16 protein-coding genes are annotated in these 18,601 nt (G+C 69.8%); all 16 read left to right on the top strand.

The genetic code is table 11. From position 1 onward, the window contains the following. Positions 1-274: 274 nt before the first annotated feature. The 16 genes from ABZ863_RS08365 (at position 275) to ABZ863_RS08440 (ending at position 18,585) form a co-directional block, all read left to right on the top strand. Positions 275-1,009 carry an NAD(P)H-binding protein gene (locus ABZ863_RS08365; RefSeq protein ID WP_358532423.1) on the top strand — a complete coding sequence of 245 codons (735 nt, stop codon included), beginning with the start codon at positions 275-277 and terminating at the stop codon, positions 1,007-1,009. 189 nt (positions 1,010-1,198) lie between these two features. Then, on the top strand, positions 1,199-1,921 hold the full coding sequence (locus tag ABZ863_RS08370; protein WP_358532424.1) for a GntR family transcriptional regulator: 723 nt from the start codon (positions 1,199-1,201) through the stop codon (positions 1,919-1,921). 77 nt (positions 1,922-1,998) lie between these two features. Then, positions 1,999-2,355: a cupin domain-containing protein gene (locus ABZ863_RS08375; protein WP_358532425.1), complete on the top strand. Its 357-nt coding sequence runs from the start codon at positions 1,999-2,001 to the stop codon at positions 2,353-2,355. Positions 2,356-2,459: 104 nt separating this feature from the next. Further along, the gene (locus ABZ863_RS08380) at positions 2,460-3,722 is read left to right on the top strand and encodes an aminotransferase class V-fold PLP-dependent enzyme (RefSeq protein WP_358532427.1); all 1,263 of its coding nucleotides are present in this window, start codon (positions 2,460-2,462) and stop codon (positions 3,720-3,722) included. Next, complete coding sequence (gene solA, locus ABZ863_RS08385) at positions 3,719-4,819, top strand: N-methyl-L-tryptophan oxidase (RefSeq protein ID WP_358532429.1); 1,101 nt, start codon at positions 3,719-3,721, stop codon at positions 4,817-4,819. Before ABZ863_RS08380 ends, solA begins: the two co-directional genes overlap by 4 nt. A gap of 1 nt (position 4,820) precedes the next feature. Then, complete coding sequence (locus ABZ863_RS08390; protein WP_358532430.1) at positions 4,821-6,395, top strand: gamma-glutamyltransferase; 1,575 nt, start codon at positions 4,821-4,823, stop codon at positions 6,393-6,395. Then, on the top strand, positions 6,392-8,347 hold the full coding sequence (locus ABZ863_RS08395; protein WP_358532432.1) for a primary-amine oxidase: 1,956 nt from the start codon (positions 6,392-6,394) through the stop codon (positions 8,345-8,347). The genes ABZ863_RS08390 and ABZ863_RS08395 overlap by 4 nt, the downstream gene beginning before the upstream one ends. 130 nt (positions 8,348-8,477) lie before the next feature. Continuing rightward, on the top strand, positions 8,478-9,419 hold the full coding sequence (locus ABZ863_RS08400; protein WP_358532434.1) for a PDR/VanB family oxidoreductase: 942 nt from the start codon (positions 8,478-8,480) through the stop codon (positions 9,417-9,419). A gap of 64 nt (positions 9,420-9,483) precedes the next feature. After that, positions 9,484-10,812 carry a Rieske 2Fe-2S domain-containing protein gene (locus tag ABZ863_RS08405; RefSeq protein ID WP_358532436.1) on the top strand — a complete coding sequence of 443 codons (1,329 nt, stop codon included), beginning with the start codon at positions 9,484-9,486 and terminating at the stop codon, positions 10,810-10,812. Next, positions 10,805-12,334, top strand: a complete 1,530-nt coding sequence (locus ABZ863_RS08410; RefSeq protein ID WP_358532438.1) for a glutamine synthetase family protein — start codon at positions 10,805-10,807, stop codon at positions 12,332-12,334. Before ABZ863_RS08405 ends, ABZ863_RS08410 begins: the two co-directional genes overlap by 8 nt. 36 nt (positions 12,335-12,370) lie before the next feature. Then, positions 12,371-13,837, top strand: a complete 1,467-nt coding sequence (locus ABZ863_RS08415) for an aldehyde dehydrogenase family protein (RefSeq protein ID WP_358532439.1) — start codon at positions 12,371-12,373, stop codon at positions 13,835-13,837. A gap of 209 nt (positions 13,838-14,046) precedes the next feature. Further along, positions 14,047-15,060 (top strand): hypothetical protein, encoded by a 1,014-nt coding sequence (locus ABZ863_RS08420; RefSeq protein ID WP_358532441.1) that lies wholly within the window; start codon positions 14,047-14,049, stop codon positions 15,058-15,060. Positions 15,061-15,064: 4 nt separating this feature from the next. Further along, positions 15,065-16,084, top strand: coding sequence for a hypothetical protein (locus ABZ863_RS08425; RefSeq protein ID WP_358532443.1), 1,020 nt, complete (start codon positions 15,065-15,067; stop codon positions 16,082-16,084). Next, positions 16,081-16,740: an isochorismatase family cysteine hydrolase gene (locus ABZ863_RS08430; RefSeq protein ID WP_358532445.1), complete on the top strand. Its 660-nt coding sequence runs from the start codon at positions 16,081-16,083 to the stop codon at positions 16,738-16,740. Before ABZ863_RS08425 ends, ABZ863_RS08430 begins: the two co-directional genes overlap by 4 nt. Continuing rightward, positions 16,737-18,248: an FAD-dependent oxidoreductase gene (locus ABZ863_RS08435; protein ID WP_358532447.1), complete on the top strand. Its 1,512-nt coding sequence runs from the start codon at positions 16,737-16,739 to the stop codon at positions 18,246-18,248. Before ABZ863_RS08430 ends, ABZ863_RS08435 begins: the two co-directional genes overlap by 4 nt. A 7-nt stretch (positions 18,249-18,255) precedes the next feature. Continuing rightward, on the top strand, positions 18,256-18,585 hold the full coding sequence (locus ABZ863_RS08440; protein WP_358532449.1) for a hypothetical protein: 330 nt from the start codon (positions 18,256-18,258) through the stop codon (positions 18,583-18,585). Positions 18,586-18,601 lie beyond the last annotated feature (16 nt).

Raw genomic sequence — 18,601 nt, forward strand, 5'->3', positions numbered from 1 at the left:
CACTGCACACAATCCTCACCTGGCCACGGAAAACCCATGCAGCAACCCCATGGCCTTTCGCTCGATGCCGCGAGCAGACAGTCACGGCGGACTAAAAAGCGATTTGCATTACCCATTTCTTGTCGTTGATTTACGGACTGTTCTGGGCTGAATATCTGGAGCACTGGCGTCAGCATGAAACACCGGGTGGAGCCCCACAGGGGGTGTTCAGATGTTTTCCATGTCATTGACCGTGGTACAGGAGGCCAAGCCGGAGAAAAGGATGGTTGAGAAAATGAAGATCGCTGTCATCGGAGGAACCGGGTTCATCGGATCCCGTGTGGTCAAGATCCTGAAGACGAACGGGCACGAGGCGGTACCGCATTCGCCGTCCACTGGTCTGGATCTAATCACAGGGCAGGGCCTGGCCGAGGCATTGGCCGGAGCCGAGGTCGTCGTCAACCTGACGAACTCGCCGACCTTCGACGAGGCTTCGCTCGCGTTCTTCCAGACGACCATGGACAACCTGCTGGCGGCCGCGAAGGCGGCCGGCGTCGGCCACACGGTCATCCTCTCGATCGTCGGCGCAGACCTGGTGCCGGGCCTGGTTTACTACCGCGCCAAGGCGCTGCAGGAGAACATCCTCAAGGCCGGGCCCGTGCCGTACTCGATCGTCCGCGCCACGCAGTTCTTCGAGTTCATGGACGCGACGATGTCCTGGAGCGCCGACGAGAACACCGTCCGCCTGCCCACCACGCGCATCCAGCCCATTGCCGCGGACGACGTCGCGCAGGCGGTGGCCGATGTCAGCATGGGCACCCCGCTGCAGGGCAGCCGCGATATCGCGGGACCGGAGGTCTTCCCGCTCGACGAGCTGGGCAGGATCACCCTGGCCGCGAAGGGCGACAAGCGCAGCGTCGTCACCGACAACAGTGCCGGCCTGTTCGCCGCCGCCGAGGGCGACGCGCTCCTCGCCAAGCACGGCGCCGTCATCGCGAAGACCACCTACCGGCAGTGGCTGGCGCGCTGACTCCCGCTCGGCAGCTCGGACACCGACAGCCCCTCGGTTCGTGACAAGCCGTTGAAAGATGGATCCACGAGGCGCGTCTTGGGATTCGCTACCATCAGTTGATGGTCGCGGGGGAGCGTCGTTGCGTCCGAGAGCTCAGTCGCTCCGTTCCCGCTTCGCATGCCGAAACTGAAGGGAGCGAGTCCGCGGATGCCTCACACCAACGGCCTGAACGTGGAGGGCAAGAGCGGCCACGCGCTCGTCGACGACCTCGCGAGTCGCATCCGCGGCAGGATCATGTCGGGCGAGATCCCGATCGGCGCTCAACTGCGGCAGGCCGAGCTGGCCGCCGACTTCGGCGTCAGCAGGACCCCGGTGCGGGAAGCGCTGCGTCAACTGCAAAGCGGTGGCCTCATTGAGGTTCAGCCCAATCGGGGAGCTGTCGTCCGTGTCCCCGCGCCCTGGGAGGTGCGGGAGGCCTACGAGGTGCGCGCGCAGCTCGAAGCGCTCGCCGCGGCACGTTCGGTCAGCCGGATTTCCGACCAACAGCTCGAGGAGCTGCGCAGGGCCAACCAGGAGATGTACGACAACTCCCTGGCGGAAAGCAAGGGCAAGGCGGCTGCCCTGCCGGTCAGCCGGCTTGGCAACGATCGCTTCCACACCTTGATCGCCGACATCTCCGGCAACGCGCGCCTCGCCAGGGTGGTCAACGACATCAACGAGACGTTCCCGCGCAACGTGTCAGCCCAGCTCATCGTCACCGATGCCCGTCACAGGGACCAGAACTTCCGCGAGCACGAGCGGATCATCGCCGCACTCGCTGCCGGCGATGCAGAAGCCGCGGCGGCGGAGATGCGCGAGCACGTCGTGAAGGCGGGCGACCAGCTGGCGGAGTGGTACGAGAAGCGCTCGTCGACGGTCTTCCGCGGGTAGGGATTGGATCCCAGCTTCTTAAAATTGGATGCGGCGCGTTAGGCTGCGGGTGTTCCTCGACCAGATGGGAGCCTGCCGTGACCGTGACCAATCGTCCTCTCGATGCCGTTGGCCTCGAAGAGAAGCCGCTGGGCCCGCCGAGTGCCGAGCCCCTCGACGGCGAGATCCTCGTGCGCAGCCGCGTGGACTTCACCAATGACGACCGGACGGTGATCTCCGGTGTCTGGGAAAGCGATCCGGGCAGGTCGAGGTGGGAGTTCCGTTCCCGCGGCGAGATCATCCATGTCGTCTCCGGCCGGATGACCGTTCAGCGCGACGGCGAAGAGCCGGTCGAGATCGCGGCCGGGGCGACCGCGTACTTCCCTGTCGGCTGGTGTGGCGAATGGACCGTGCACGAGCGGCTGCGCAAGGTCTTCGTCGTCTACAAGCCCTGAGCGCGCCCCTGTCCACTGTGACCAGGCAAAGGCCAACGCTTGGGTGCAGATTGGATCCATACGTGTTAAGTTTGGATCCCTGACGGCCGGAAGGGCGATAACAGATGGATTCGATCGGGGCGGCACCTGTCACCGCACTCGGCGCGCGAACAGAGATCGACACAGAGATCGACGTCGCCGCCGAGCGTGCGCGTACCGTCGGCGCGGGTCTGTCCCACCACTTCAACGCCGCCGGCGCGGCACTGCCGTCGCACGGTGTCATCGCGGCCGTCGTCGAGCACCTTCGCCTGGAGGAGCGATACGGCGGTTACGAGGCCGCGGCGGCGGTCCGCGAGCGCAGTGACGACGTCTACGCGGCAGCCGCCGAACTCCTCGGCGCCAACCCGCACGAGATCGCCCTCTTCGACAGTGCCTCGACAGGTCTGCGGGTACTCATGGACGCGCTGCGTGCCATGTCCGGCACGCGCATCGTCGCGTCGAGCACGACCTACGTCAGCCACGCGATGCATCTCATGACGATCGCTCGTGGCCACGACGCCGACCTCGTCGTCGCACCCGTCGACGCCCAGCGCAGGCTCGATGTCGACGCCCTCGACGCACTGCTGGCCGACGGGCGGCCCACGATCGTCACCGTCTCGCACATCCCCACGTCGTCGGGGCTCATCGAGCCGGCCGAACGCATCGGCGAGATCACCCGGCGCCACGGCGCGACCTACCTCCTCGACGCGACACAGTCCGTGGGGCACCTGAAAGTCGATGTCGGGGCCATCGGCTGCGACGCGCTGGTCACGACGGGCCGCAAGTTCCTCCGCGGCCCGCGGGGCACCGGCTTGGCCTACGTTCACGAGTCGCTCATCGAGCGGCTGAAGCCGACGGCGCCGGACGTGCGTGGTGCGCAATGGGTGACACAGTCGGGCTGGGAACTCAGCCCCGACGCGCGGCGGTTCGAGTCGTGGGAGAGCGCCGTCGCCGCCCGCCTCGGCCTCGGCGTCGCAGTGCGCGAAGCCATCGCGCGCTCGCCCGAGAGCACCGAACGGTGGCTCCGGGCGCGCGCCGGGCTGCTGCGATCCGCGCTCGCGGACATCCCGGGCGTGATGATCACCGACCCGGAGGGCGCGGCTTCCGCGATCGTCACCTTCGTCGTCGACGGCGTCGAATGCGGCGCGGTGGTCGAGCGGCTCGCCGCGCGCAATGTGCGGGTCGTCTCGGTCCCCGCGACGCACGGCCAATGGGACCTCGGCGTCCGGAAGCTGTCCTCGGTCGTCCGGGCGTCGGTCCACGTCTACAACGATGACAACGACCTGGGTGCACTCGTCGATGCCGTCCGCCTCGTCGCGGCCGGGCGCGATGGTGAGGCGCGCGGATGAGGCGGTCTCCGGACGAAGCCGACGTCATCGTGATCGGCCTCGGCGTTCACGGCAGCGCCGCCGCGGCGAGCCTCGCGCGCCGCGGCCGCCGCGTGATCGCGCTGGACCGCTTCCCCGCTGACCACGATCGGGGCTCCTCCCACGGACGCACCCGCATGATCCGCCGTGCCTACCCGAATCCCGTGTGGAACGACCTCGTCGGAAAGGCTTTCGCGGCCTGGTCGGCGCTCGAAGCGGAGTCCGGCGAGCGGCTCGTGCACCGCACGGGCGGGCTCTACGCGCACCGCGGCGTGGCCCAGCTACAGGGTCCGGGCTGCGTGACCATCGACGACGCCGGTGAGCTGGCGCGCCGCATGCCCAGCTTCGCCGTGCCGGAGGGATACCGGGCCGTCCACGACCCCGGCGCGGGCGTCATCGAGGCCTCCCGCGCGCTCGGGGCGTTGCGCCGTGCGGCGGTCACACACGGCGCGGACCTGCGGCACGGCATCCGAGTGCGCGGCTGGGAGTCCACGACGAAGGGCGTCCGGGTCACGACCGATGCCGGTGTGCTGACGGCGGCCCGCCTCGTCGTCGCCGTCGGCAGCTGGGCCGCCGCCGTCCTTCCGTCGCTGGCGCCGTTGCTGGACGTCTGGCGGATCCTCACGTTAACGGTGCGCGCTCACCAACCAGCCGGACTACCCCCACGACTCGGTGCGTTCTCCGTCGACCGGCCGGAGGGCCTGGTGTTCGGAATCCCGGACGCCGACGGCAACGGGGTGAAGCTCGGCGTCGATGCGGGACTGAGCTGGGACCCCGAGGAGGCGCCCGCCCCGCCGAGCCCACGGGAGATCACCGAGCTGCGGGCTCTCCTGGAGTCCTACGTGCCCGGCCTGGACACGACGCCGGTCGAGGCCACCTCGTGTCTCTACACGATGACCGAGGACAAGCGGTTCATCATCGGCCCGCTCGCCGGCGCTCCCGAGGTCGTGGTGGTGACGGCCTGTTCCGGGCACGGCTTCAAGTTCGGGCCCGCCGTCGGGGACGCGGTCGCCGACCTGTGCGACGGCGTCCCTCGCGAGGATCTGGACTTCATCTCCACGGCACGACGGGGACTGTGACGTGACAGTCGCTCTCGCAGCCCCGCACCGCGACGCGGTCGCCGCCGGAGAACGCGCTGTCGAGGCAGGTGGCAACGCGCTCGACGCGGCGGTCGCCGCCGCGGTCATGCTCACGGTCGTGTACCCGCACCAGTGCGCGCTCGGCGGCGATCTCGTCGCGCTGGTCCGCTCGCCGGAGGGCGTGACAACGGCTGTGGTCGCGGCGGGCACCGCACCGCGGGACATCGGCCGGGTGTCGACGACCTGGCCGGCCATGCCCCGGCAGGGCGCGCACTCGGTGACCGTGCCGGGAATCGTCGCCGGTTGGGTCGAGCTGGTCCGGCTGGGGGCTCGGCTGCCACTCGCCGCGTCGCTGGGCACCGCGGCCGTCGTGGCCCAGGACGGCACGCGGGTGAGCGCGGGCCTGGGGCGCGCGCTCACCGCCCGCCGCGAGGCGATCCTCGCCGACCCCGGACTGCGTTCGGTGTTCGCGCCCACTGGCGAGCCGCTGCGGCGCGGATCGGTGCTGTGGCAACCGGCGCTCGCGGCCACCCTGCGCCGCCTCGCCGATGATCCGCGTGACGCCTACGAGGGCGACACGGCACGGGCCCTCGTCAGGATGCTGCGCCAGCGTGGCGGCGCGCACACGCTCGCGGACTTCGCCGGCTACCGGCCCGAGACGTCGCGAGCGGTGACCTGCGAGATCGCAGGCCGGGCCTGGTCGGTCGCACCGCCACCCTCCGTCGGGCCGGTGCTGCTGGGTGTCGCGCGTGCCGTGCTCGGCGTGCACGACGTGCACAATGCCGCCGGCGAACCCGACCCGGTACGCGTACTCGATGCCAGCCTGGCCGGTGTCGCCGCGCGGGCCGCGCACCTCGGCGATCCGCGCCACGGTGCGGGCGACCTCGAAGCCCTGCTCGTGCTCGACGCCACGCCCGCCCCTGGCCGGTCCGAGCCGCCCGCCACCGGTGACACCGTTGCGGTGACCGCGAGCGACGACTCCGGCTGGAGCGTCGCGATCGTGCAGAGCGTGTTCCAGAGCTTCGGGGCCGGGCTGCTCGAACCCGAGACCGGCATCGTGCTGCACAACCGTGGCGCGGCCTTCAGCCTCGACCCCGGCTCACCCGCGTACCTCGCGCCCGGAGCGCGGCCCCCGCACACGCTGTGCCCGGTGATCGTCCACTCCGACAGGGCAACGGTCGTCACCGGTTGCCAGGGTGGACGAGCCCAGCCCTGGATCCTGGCGCAGCTGCTGCCAGCGCTGACAGACGTGACGCAGCCGCTCGGCGACGTCCTGGCCCGGCCCCGTTGGGTGGTCGGCGACGTCGACCTCGGTCACGCCGAACTCACCCTCGTCGCCGAGCCGGGCGTCGGCACCGAGGTCGCGGCGGCCGCGCGGGCGGCCGGCCTGCCCGTCGCATCGTTTCCCGCTCCGGCCGACGCCGCCGGACATGTCCAGGTCGTGCGCCGTCGCACGGGACCAGCCGGACTCACGTTCGAGGCCGCCAGCGACCCCCGCGCCGACGGCGCCGGTGTCCTCGTCCGGGCCGAGCACACCAACCCAGCCAACCCCGCCAGCCCCATGGAGGAGAAATGACCACGGCACACGTGTGGAGCGACCCGCTCGCCCCTGAGGAGATCGCCGGCGTCGTGGCCCTCGTGCGGCAGGACGAGCGCATCGGCACCCGTCCCCGGTTCTGGGGGATCGCCGTGGAGGAGGGGCTCGCCCGCGGTCTCGCGCCGGGTCAGGGCCGCCCGGTGCGGCTCGTGGTGATCAACCCCGACGTGCACGCGGCGTGGGAGGTCACGGCATGGACGGCCGGCTCCGACCGGCCCGCGTCCGTGGTCGCGTGGCGGCCGGTCGAGGCGAAACGCCCCGGCGTCTCGTCCGAGGAGGCACGGCTCGTCGCGCAGGCCGCCCGCAACCACCCGCTGCTCAAGGAGGCACTGGCCAAGCGCGGCATCGACGACACCTCGCTGGTCTGGGTCGACCCGGAGTCGATCACCGGCTTCGAACCCGAGGACCTTGCCGACCGGCGGCTGTCGTGGGGCACGGTGTGGCATCGCGAGTCGGAGAGCGACAACGGCTACGCGCGCCCGGTCGCGGGGCTGGTGCCCATCATCGATCTGGAGACGCTCGACATCGTCCGCATCGAGGATCACGGCGTGGTCCCGATGGCGAGTGAGACCGGCGTGTACCGCTCCGGCACGTGGGGGCCGGACCGCGAGGTCGCGCCACTGGAGATCAGCCAGCCGGACGGGCCTGGCTTCACAGTGGACGGTCACGACGTCAGGTGGCAGAACTGGTCGTTCCGGATCGGCTTCACGCACCGCGAAGGGCTCGTGCTGCACGATCTCGTGTATCGCGACGGCGACACGGTGCGGCCGGTACTGCGGCGGGCCGCCGTCAACGAGATGTACGTCCCCTACCTCGACTCGGACCCGACCGCCTATCGCAAGAACTTCTTCGACTGGGGCGAGTACGGGGCGGGCCCGCTCACCGCGTCGCTGGAGCTGGGCTGCGACTGCCTCGGCGAGATCCACTACTTCGACGCACACGTGCTCGACGGCCACGGCGACGTCAAGACGATCACGAACGGCGTCTGCATGCACGAGGAGGACTTCTCCGTCCTCTGGAAGCACGTCAACACGCGGACCGGCGAGGCGGACGTGCGCCGCTCGCGCAGGCTCGTCATCTCCTTCTTCGCGACGGTCGCGAACTACGACTACGGCTTCTACTGGTCCCTCTACCAGGACGGGTCGATCGAGCTCGAGATCAAGCTGACCGGCATTCTCTCGGTGTCGGGCATCGGCGACGGCGAGCTGCCGCGCTTCGGCCGCCTCGTCGGCGCAGGCGTGCAGGCGCCGACGCACCAGCACTACTTCGCGATCCGGCTGGACACGGCGATCGACGGTCCGCTCAACCGGCTTGTCGAGGTGCATGCCGAGGTGGAGGAGGACGAGGACCTCAACCCGTACGGCAACGCGTGCCGGATGGTGCCGACCGTCATCCCGTCGGAGCGGGACGCCGCCCGCTCGAACGATCCGTCGCGTGCCGTGCACTGGCGCGTCGAGAGCACCGAACGCACCAACCGGTTCGGCGAGCCCACCTCGTTCCGGCTCGCCCTGCCGAACACGACGCGCCTGTTCGCGCGGCCCGGCAGCGTCGTCGAGCGCAAGGCGCCCTTCATCGCGAAGCACCTGTGGGCGACCGCCTACGACCCTGCCGAGCGGTTCATCGCGGGGGAGTACCCGAACCAGGCGCCACTGGGCGAGGAGGGCGTCGCGGCGTGGCAGCGCGCGGATCGTCCGCTCGACGGCGCCGAGCTGGTGCTCTGGCCGATCATCGCGTCACACCACTACGCGCGGCCGGAGGACTGGCCGATCATGCCCGTGCAGCGGATCGGGCTGCGTCTCGAACCGGACGGGTTCTTCGATCGCAACCCCGCGCTCGATGTCCCGCCGTCACAGCAGACGGCGCACTGCCACGTCTCAGAGCCTGTTGGCGGATCCTCGATCGGTGGGATTCGTGATGCAGATGGTTCCTGACAAGGCGGAGGTGAGTCCTCGTACTGGACCGTACTTGGGCTTGCCGACAACGCAGTCAGGGGCCATCTGGGCGCGAATACCGCGATCAGCAGGATTCGCCAGCAGGCTCTCACCCACTAGGACCGGCGGCATGCCTACCAGCGCCGAATCGCCCGGGTTCGCCGTCCGCGTGCGGTCGCTGACACTCGAGGCCGAGGACGTGCTCTCGGTCGAGCTGGAAGCGATCGACGGAACACTGCCCGCGTGGGAGCCGGGCGCGCACATCGACCTCGTCGCCGCCGGGACTCCGGTGCGCCAGTACTCGCTGTGCGGCGATCCCGCGGCGCCCCGCTACCGCATTGCCGTGTTGCGGGAGCACGAGAGCCGGGGCGGTTCGCGGTACGTGCACGAGTCGCTGCGTCCCGGCGACGTGCTCAGCCTACGCGGTCCCCGTAACCACTTCGCCCTGGAACCGGCGCGGGAGATCCTGTTCATCGCCGGGGGTATCGGCATCACGCCGCTGCTGCCCATGGCGCGCCGGGCCGCTGCGGACGCAACGGCGTGGCGGCTGCTGTACCTGGGTGCCTCGCGCGCACGGATGCCGTTTCTCACCGAGCTCACGGCGCTCGGTGGTGATGTGGTCGTCGTCGCGCGCGACGAGGCGAAGCGCGCCGACCTCGCCCGCGAGGTCGCGGCCCGCCCTGGTGTGCTCGTGTACGCCTGCGGGCCCGAGCGCATGCTGGCGGAGCTGCGCGAGCTGGTTCCGGACGAACAACGGCTGCGGTGCGAGTACTTCTCCGCTCCCGCGATGGAGTACGAGCCCGGCGGCGCCTTCACCGTGCGCCTGGCGCGGACGGGTGCCGAGTTCGAGGTGCCGCCGGGGCAGTCGGTCCTCGACGTCATGCGTGCCGGTGGTGCCGACGTACTCACCGATTGCGAGGAGGGCATCTGCGGCAGTTGTGAGACCCGCGTGCTGGAGGGCGACATCGAGCACCGCGACTTCGTGCTCACACCACAGGAACGTGCCCGTAACGACTGCATGATGGTCTGCGTCTCGCGGGCCGCGTGCCCACTGCTCGTCCTTGACGCCTAGCATTATTGGATACAATCATCATAGAATCGGATACGATGGCGGAGGAAGCGAGGAGTCGCGCGTCATGCTGAAGCAGGAAGACAACGACAAGATCACCCGCTCTGGTCCCGGTACCCCACTGGGCGCACTGCTCCGCTCCTACTGGCAACCGGCCGCGCTGGTCTCCGAGATGCCGGGCGAGCGGCCGGTCAAGGCGATCCGGTTGCTCGGCGAAGATCTCGTGTTGTTCCGCAAGAGCGGCGGCTGGGGGCTGATCAGCCGGTTCTGCGCACACCGTGGCGTCGATCTGTCCTTCGGGCGGCTCGAGAACGACGGGATCCGGTGCCTCTACCACGGCTGGCTCTACAACAGCGAAGGACGCTGTGTCGAGCAGCCTGCCGAGCCGGAGCACAGCCAGTTCCTCGGCAAGATCCGGATCGCCAACTACCCGTGCGTCGAGAAGAACGGCATCATCTTCGCCTACCTGGGGGCGGGCGACCCGCCACCCTTTCCCCACTACGACTGCTTCGTCGCGCCGGAGGAGTACACCTTCGCCTTCAAGGGCCTGTGGGAGTGCAACTGGTTGCAGGGGCTCGAAGGCGGCATCGACCCGAGCCACGTCTCGTTCCTGCACCGGTTCATCCAGGAGGATCCGCGCGAGGTCTACGGACAGCAGTTCAGCGAGGAGGTCGAGGGCACAGGCCAGAAGCTCTCGATGCTCGTCGGCGAGAACTACCGGCCTGACATCGAGGTGGAGAGCGCCGAGCACGGCCTGCGGGTCTTCGCGCTGCGTCAGCTGACCGAGGACGTCAAGCACGTCCGCGTCACGAACCTGCTCTTCCCCAACGCCTTCGTGGTGCCGTTCGGTAATTCCAAGGTCTTCACCCAGTGGCACGTGCCGATCGACGACGAAAACCACTACTGGTACATGATCTGGTACGACTTCGCCGAGCCGACGGACAAGGACACCCTCCTCCAGCAGCGCCTGGAGGGCGTGAGCCTCCCGGACTACCGGCCGCTGCGGAACCGGGGCAACAACTGGGGCTTCGACCCGCGGGAGCAGAAAGAGCTCACCTACACCGGGATGGGTCTGGACATCAACGTTCACGACCAGTGGGCGGTCGAGAGCATGGGGCCCATCCAGGACCGCACCGTCGAGCGGCTCGGCGTCTCCGACCGCGCGGTCACGGCGAACCGGCGCCTGTTGCTGCGCGCCATCGACGCCTTCGCCGCCGGGGGCCAGACTCCGGCGCACCCCGTCAGCGACGCGGACGCGGCCACGCTGACCGGGCCACTCGCCGTCGACACCATCGCCGGCAACGACGTGTGGCAGACCCGCTGGATCGAACGCGACCAGCAGCGACGGCAGGCCTCGCCGTGGGCCACTGGAACCGGAATCCCCGTCGATGCGTGAGCGCAACGCCGACGAGCGCCCGGTCGCGGCGGCAGGGGGAGGTGTGTCGGCCCGGCCGCTGCTGCGGGAGGACCGGGGCGGCTTCATCGACCGCCACGACCTGTGGACCGAGGCGCAGTACGCGGCGGCGGGCCAGCTGCGCCGCGTCATCGACGAGCTCGGCATCGAGATGGTGCGATTCTCCTTCGTCGACCAGCACGGCATTCTGCGCGGCAAGACGCTCGCCAGGGCCGCGGTTCCGGCGGCGTTGCGCTCCGGCATCACGGCGCCGAGCTCGTTGTTGCTGAAGGACACCTCAGGGCAGTCGGTCTTCCCGGTGTTCTCCGCCGACACGGGGGTGGGTGTCCGTGGCTTCAGCGGTGCCGGCGACATCGTGCTCGTCCCCGACCCCACGACATTTCGCGTGCTGCCGTGGACCGAGCGGACCGCCAGCGTGCTGTGCGACGTCCGGTTCCCCTCCGGCGCACCGGTCCCGTTCTGCACGCGTTCGCTGCTGCGCAACGAGATCGCGACCCTGGCCGCACGCGGTTACGGCATGACCGTTGGCGCGGAGCTGGAGTTCCACGTGTTCTGCGACCCCGGCACGGGCCTCGCGCCCGAGCAGGTCGGCGGTCCCGGACGACCCGGAGCCCCATCCGCCGCCCTACCCACGACCCGTGGGGCGCAGCTGCTGCATGACGAGGGTCTCGACGCAATGCAGCCACTCGTGGACGCGCTCTACCGCGGGCTGACGCTGCTCGACCTGCCGCTGCGCTCGATCGAGCTGGAGTTCGGGCCCAGCCAGCTGGAACTCACCATGGACGCGGGTGACGCTGTCGACGTCGCCGACGCGATCGTCCTGTGCCGCACCGCCGTGCGCCGCATCAGCGCGAGCCTCGGCTACCACGCGACCTTCATGTCCCGGCCGCGGGGCGCCGAGACCGCGTCGACCGGATGGCACCTGCACCAGTCGCTGTACGACCTCGCGACGGGCGCCGGGGCGTTCGTGCCGGAGACGCCGGGAGTCCCGCTCTCCGCCGTCGGGTCGGGCTACCTCGCCGGCCTGCTCGACCATGCGCTCGCCGCGGCAGCATTCACCACACCGACGGTGAACGGCTACAAGCGCTACCAGCCGTACTCACTCGCGCCCGACCGCATTGCCTGGGGCATCGACAACAAGGGCGCCATGATCCGCGCCGTCGGAGGCCCCGGCGACCCGGCGACGCGCCTGGAGAACCGCTCGGGCGAGCCCGCCGCGAACCCCTACCTCTACATCGTGTCCCAGCTGGTGAGCGGAATGGACGGGATCGACCGTGGCCTCGTTCCTCCGGCGCCGACGTCCCAGCCCTACGCCGAGAACGCCGAGCGCCTGCCGTCGAACCTCGGCGCGGCCGTCGACGCTCTCACCGGCGACGCCGCGTTCCGGGCCGCGCTCGGCGACACCGTCGTGGAGTGGTACGCGGCCATCAAACGGGCCGAGTTCGACCGGTACCTGCGCCACGTCTCCGACTGGGAGCAGCGCGAGTACTTCGAGATCTTCTGAGCCACGCCAAGCCGAGCCGACCGGAAGGAAGCACGGATGACGATCAGGCCAGCGGTGCCGCCGCTGCCCGGCTACGAGCCGTTCCTGTGCGGCGGTGAGTGGATCGACAGGGGTGAACGCGAGGTGCGCGCCATCATCGACCCTGCCACCGAGGAGGTACTCACCACCGTCGCCCAGGCGACCGACGCCGACGTCGACGCCGCTGTCACGGTCGCGGTGGCCGCGCACGAGGACCGGCGCTGGCGGGGGCTCGCGCCGCTCGAACGGGCGCGGATCCTGAACCGCGTCGCCGAGCTGATCGAGGACGACCTCGAACAGCTCGCGATCCTCGAAACCCGCGACAACGGCAAGCCCATCGAGCGTTCACGCGCCGACACCGCCACCGCCGCGCGCACGTTCCGCCACTTCGCCGGGGCACCGTCGCGGTTGGACGGTGCCGTCATTCCCATCGATTCCGTTGCCGGGGGCGGCCACCACGTCTACACGGTGCTGGAGCCCGTCGGCGCGGTCGCCGTCATCCTGCCGTGGAACTTCCCCATCATGACGGCGGCGTTCAAACTCGCCCCCGCCCTCGCCGCGGGATGCACCGTCGTCGCCAAGCCCGCTGAGGACACGCCGCTCACGTTGCTGCGCCTCGCGCGGATTCTGCAGGAGGCAGGCGTCCCTGACGGCGTCGTCAGTGTCCTGACCGGCGACGGCCGGGTCGGTGCGGCACTCACCCGCCACCCCGGCATCGCCAAGGTGTCGTTCACCGGATCGACGGAGGTCGGGCACGCCGTCATGCACGCCGCAGCCGACGGCTTCAAGCGGGTCACCCTCGAACTCGGCGGCAAGAGCCCGAACATCGTCTTCGCCGACGCCGATCTCGACGCCGTCGTCGTGACCGCGATGCGCGCATCCTTCGGGCACTCCGGCCAGATGTGCACGGCGGGAAGCCGCCTGCTCGTGCAGCGATCCATCGCCGACGAGCTGACGCGGCGCCTGACCGACGCCGTCGCGGCGGTGCCGGTCGGAGACGGGCTCGCGGGCGGCGTCACCGTCGGCCCGCTGGTGTCGGAGGAACAGCGCGAGCGGGTTCTCGGATACATCCGGACCGGCGTCGCCGAGGGCGCCACGCTGGTCGCCGGTGGCGGGACGCGCGGCCCGGGCTTCTACGTCGAGCCGACCCTGTTCACCGGGGTCACGAACGACATGACCATCGCACGCGAGGAGATCTTCGGGCCGGTGGTGGGCATCATCCCGTTCGACGACGAGGACGACGCGATCCGGATCGCCAACGACACCGCCTACGGGCTCGCCGCGGCTGTGTGGACCCGGGACCTGTCGCGGGCGCACCGGATGGTGGCGGCGATCCACGCCGGAACGGTCTGGGTGAACACCTACAACGTGTTCGACCCTGCCCTCTCCTTCGGCGGCGTCGGCGAGTCCGGTCTCGGCCGGGACCTCGGCGACGAGGGACTACGCGGGTTCTGCGAACCCAAGAGCGTCGTGATCGCGATCTAGCGGAGATCTTGGAAGGTGGTTTTTGTGGCGGTGCGGGTGGCGGAACCTCAGGCGCTCCCTCGCTGTGGGATCTCCTCCTTATGAATGCCAATTCACTACGTCGGAGCTGTCCTCGCGAGGAAGCGCCTGAGAACCCGCGGCGGTGCGAGCTGGTGGCCCACAGCAAGCGGCTCCGCCGCTTATCAGACATGCACTAGGGAGTTTCGGAGATGGTCGACACGGTCCAGAGCGTCACGGGACCCCTGCTGCCCGAGCAGCTCGGGATCACGCTGCCGCACGAGCACGTCTTCATCAACATGACGAGGACGACGCCCCAGGACGGCTACCTCAACGTGTGGTCGGAGATGGAGGCCGAGCTGACGCTGTTCACCGCGGCGGGGGGCTCGACGCTGATCGACATGACCAACGGCGAGCTGAGCGACTATGCCGCCCCCGTCGGCTGGAGCGATGACCTGCGCGTGCTGCAGCAGAATCCGGACACGGGCTCGCGTTCGATCGCGAACGTGCTCGCGACGAAGGCGATGGCCGAGGCGACGGGCGTGCAGGTCATTCTCGGCACCGGCCACTACTACGACACATATCTCGACAAGCGCTGGTTCGACCGCAACTCCACGAACAAGATCGCGGAGTTCCTGATCGCCGACCTGCTTGACGAGATCCCCGGCACCGGCGTGCGCGCGGGCATCATCGGCGAGATCGCGTCGGACCTCTCGCACATCACCGCGGTGGAGGAGCGCTCGTTCCGGGCGGCCGCCCGGGCCAGCCGCGAGACCGGCATCATGGTCAGCACCCACGCGGCGTCGTTCCCCACCGGGCTGGCGCAGCTGGAGATCATGGTCGAGGAGGGTGTCGATCCGGCGCGTGTCGTGATCGGGCACGCCGACACGGTCAAGAGCGTCGACTACTCGCTCGAGCTGATGCGCCGCGGCGCGTTCGTCGAGTTCGACTGCCTCATGACGTGCCGCATCGGCGGGCAGCTCATCAGGCACCAGATCGACCGGCGACTGTCGTACCTGAAGACGATGATCGAGAAGGGCTACCAGGACCAGATCCTGCTCTCCCAGGACGTTTGCCAGCGCTCACACCTGCGCGCGCTGGGTGGGCCCGGCTACACGTTTCTGTTCGAGGAGTTCCGGACACTCGCCACGGAGGCGGGTATCGACCCCGGTGTGCTCGACCAGATCCACACAGCCAATCCGCGCCGCGCGATCTTCGGGCGGTGATCGGATGCCCATTCACACCGTGCTCGGCCCGATTGCGCCGGAGAACCTCGGGCCGACCTCGATGCACGAGCACCTGCTGAGCGACCTGCGAATGTGGGCGAAGCCGCCGCGGGAGCTGCCTCCGGAGGATGTGCAGATGGGGCCGGAGCTCGCGGCCTACCTGCGCTGGAATGCGTTGTCGTTGCCCCACAACCTGGTGCTGGACGATCCTGATGTCGCCGCTGCCGAGCTCTCCCATGTGCGGGCGGCCGGTGGCTCCGCCGTCGTCGAGTTGACGCTGGAGGGCATGGGCCGGCGTATCGACGAGCTGCCGCGAATCTCGCGCCGGGCCGGAGTGCATGTCTGTGTGGGCGCCGGTTTCTACGTGGAGCAGACGATGCCCGGCCACGTGCGCCACGCGGGGATCGACGAACTCACCGAAGTCCTTGTCTCGCAACTGACCGACGGCATCGGCACGAGCGGCATCCTGCCCGCTCTGCTCGGCGAGATCGGGACGAGCTGGCCGGTCACCGACGCCGAGTGGCGGCTCGTGCGGGCCGCCGGTCGCGCCGGGGCACGCACCGGTGCCACCGTCTACACGCACCAGTCCTTCCGTGGCCAAGGCGGCACCGCCGTCCTGGCCGCGCTGCTGGACGAGGGAATGGCGGCCGACAGGGTCGTGATCGGCCATCTCGACGAGCTGTGGGACCGCGGCTACCACCGCGAGATCGCACAGGCCGGTGCCGTGCTGGCCTACGACACGTTCGGCTCGGACTTCTACTACGGCTCGCCGACGCTGCGGAACCCGACGGACGCCGAGCGGCTGGAGATGGTCGAGTGGCTGCTGAGCGAGGGCTTCGGCGCGCAGCTCGTCATCGGCGCCGACGTGTGGACGCAGGCCAACCTCCACCGCAACGGCGGCAACGGTTACGACCATCTCTTCCGCCGCATCGCGCCGGCGATCACCGAACTCGCCGGTGGCGACACCACCGTCGCCGACACGATCCTCATCCATAACCCCCGACGCCTCTTGGACCGCCCATGACAGCAACTACAGCGAATCCCGACCCTGCCCGCGCCCACATCACCGGACGCCCCGTCCTCGTCGTCGTCGACATCCAGGGCGGGTCAGGACAGACCACACCGGGCGAGGGTGGCATCCCCGTCATGGGCGGACGCGAGCAGCGCGCCCCTCGCGTGCGGCGGCTCATCGACCTCGCCAGGTCCGCCGGCGTGCCCGTCGTCTACATCCAGGAGGTGCACAAGCCGTCGCTCGTCGATATCGGCCGCGAGCTCGACGGCGCGGAAGGCCCGCACTGCATCGAAGGTGAGGACGGCACCGAGCTCGCGTCCTGGCTCGACCCGCGGCCCGAGGAGTTCGTGATCCGCAAGCGGCGCTACTCCGCCTTCTTCGGCACCGAGCTGGAGATCGTGCTGAAGGCGTACCGCGCCGAGACGCTCCTGCTCGTCGGCGGGCTCACGGACGTCTGCATCCACTACACGGCGGTCGACGCGCATCAGCACGACTACCGCGTCCGGGTGATCACGGACTGCGTGGGCGGCTCCAGCGAGCGGGCGCACGGGTACGCGCTCGAGGCGATCGAGTACCTGCAACGCGACGCGCTCGTCGTCTCCGACGACGTCGCGGCGTGGCTCACCCAGCGTGCTGCGACCGGCGCGGGCGAAGGGACTGAGCCGTGAGTGCGCTGCCAGAGGAGTCCGAGTACGTCGTCATCGGGGGTGGCACCTCGGGCAACGTCGTCGCGGCCCGGCTCGCCGAGGCGGGCAGGGAGGTGCTCGTCCTTGAAGCGGGCCCTGACTTCGGTCCCGAAGGGAGCGCGGCGTGGCCTGCCGACATCGTCGACGCGACCCGGTTGGGACATTCGCACGACTGGGGTTATGACTCCGGCGACAGCTACCCGTGGGTCGTCGGTTTCGAGCGGGCACGCGCGATCGGCGGCTGCTCGGATTTCAACGGCTGCACGCAGACGTGGGGGCACCGGCGCGACTACGACTCGTGGGCCGAGTCCGGGCTCACCGGGTGGTCCACGGACGACGTGCTGCCGTTGTTCGAGGAGGGCACGCGCCGGATGCGGGTGCACACCTACTCCGCCGCAGATCTGACCCCGTGGCAGCGAGCGTGGTACGAGGCGGCGCCCGCTGCCGGGATGCCCTGCCTTGCCGATCTCAACAATGTCGACGAGTCCGCGGGATTCGCGCCGGAGTCGGTCAATATTCAGGACGGCGTGCGAGTCAACACCGCCTTCGCCTACCTCGATCCGGTGCGCGCGCTGCCGAACCTCCGGATCGTGGCCGACGCCCTCGTCGACCGCGTGATCGTGACGAAGGGACGCGCGACCGGTGTCGTGGTCCGCCATCAGGGCAGTGCGGCGACGGTGCGCGCCGGGACGATCGTGCTGGCCGCCGGCGCCTACAACTCGCCGACCGTCCTGCTGCGCTCCGGTATCGGCCCGTACGCTCAGCTCGCCGCGCTGGACATTCCGCTCGTGCGGCACCTGCCCGGCGTCGGCGAGAACCTGCACGATCAGCCGTTCCTGCTGATGAGCTGGTCGGGCTCCGACGAGATGACGGCCGCGATGGAGCGGGCGCGCGCGGCAGGCTGGTGCCCTGACGAGCAGGCGATGGGCAAGGCGGCGTCGAGCTTCGACATCGAGGCGTTCGACCTGCATTTCCTGCCGTACAGCCCGAGCCACCTCAGCGAGCGCAAGCGCTGGAGCGTGGGAGTCTCGGCCCTGCAGCCCCGTTCTCGCGGGTTCGTGCGGCTGCGTAGCCCGGATCCGGAGGCCAAACCGGTCATCGACCATCGCTTCCTGGCCGACCCGGAGGGCATCGACATCGCGGTACTCGCCGAAGGCGCCGCGATCCTGCGTGACCTCGCGGCGGACTCCCGGCTGGCGCCGCTCGTCGGCACCGAGATCCACCCTGGACCTGAGACATTCGACCGTGACGCGCTTGTCGCCCACCTGTACCGCAACCCCGACAACTACTGGCACCCCGTCGGCACCTGCCGGATGGGCACCAGCGACGACCCCCTTGCCGTCGTCGACGAACAGGCGCGGGTGCACGGGATCGAAGGGCTGCGCGTCGTGGACTGCTCGATCATGCCGAGGATCCCGCGCGCGACGACGGCCATGCCGGCCGTGGTGGTGGGGGAGAAGGTATCCCGGCTGCTGCTCGGGCAACGGTGACCCGGCGATGGTGCTGTCGATCCAGGACGCCGAGATCCTGCGGACGCGGGTGCGGGCGCTCGTCACCGAGGAGCTGATCGAGCGTGCCCGCGCCCGGCCCGCACCGCCCTACGACCCCGATATCGCCGAGGTGCTCGACTTCGTGCGGCGCAATCCCGATCCCGACCTGCCCAGGTACGTGATCGTGCGGCTCGCGGACGGTTTCGCCATCGGTGTCCGGGCGGCGACACGGGGACGGCCACCGGTGATCGTCGATCCGCGGCGCTACCCCGACCGGGGCGGGGCGGAGCACGCTGTCCTGGAACACCGGTTACGGGACTACGGGATCGACTGGTGAACCGTTTGTCTACATC

Source organism: Saccharomonospora sp. NPDC046836 (assembly GCF_040645195.1).
Lineage (GTDB): Bacteria > Actinomycetota > Actinomycetes > Mycobacteriales > Pseudonocardiaceae > Prauserella_A.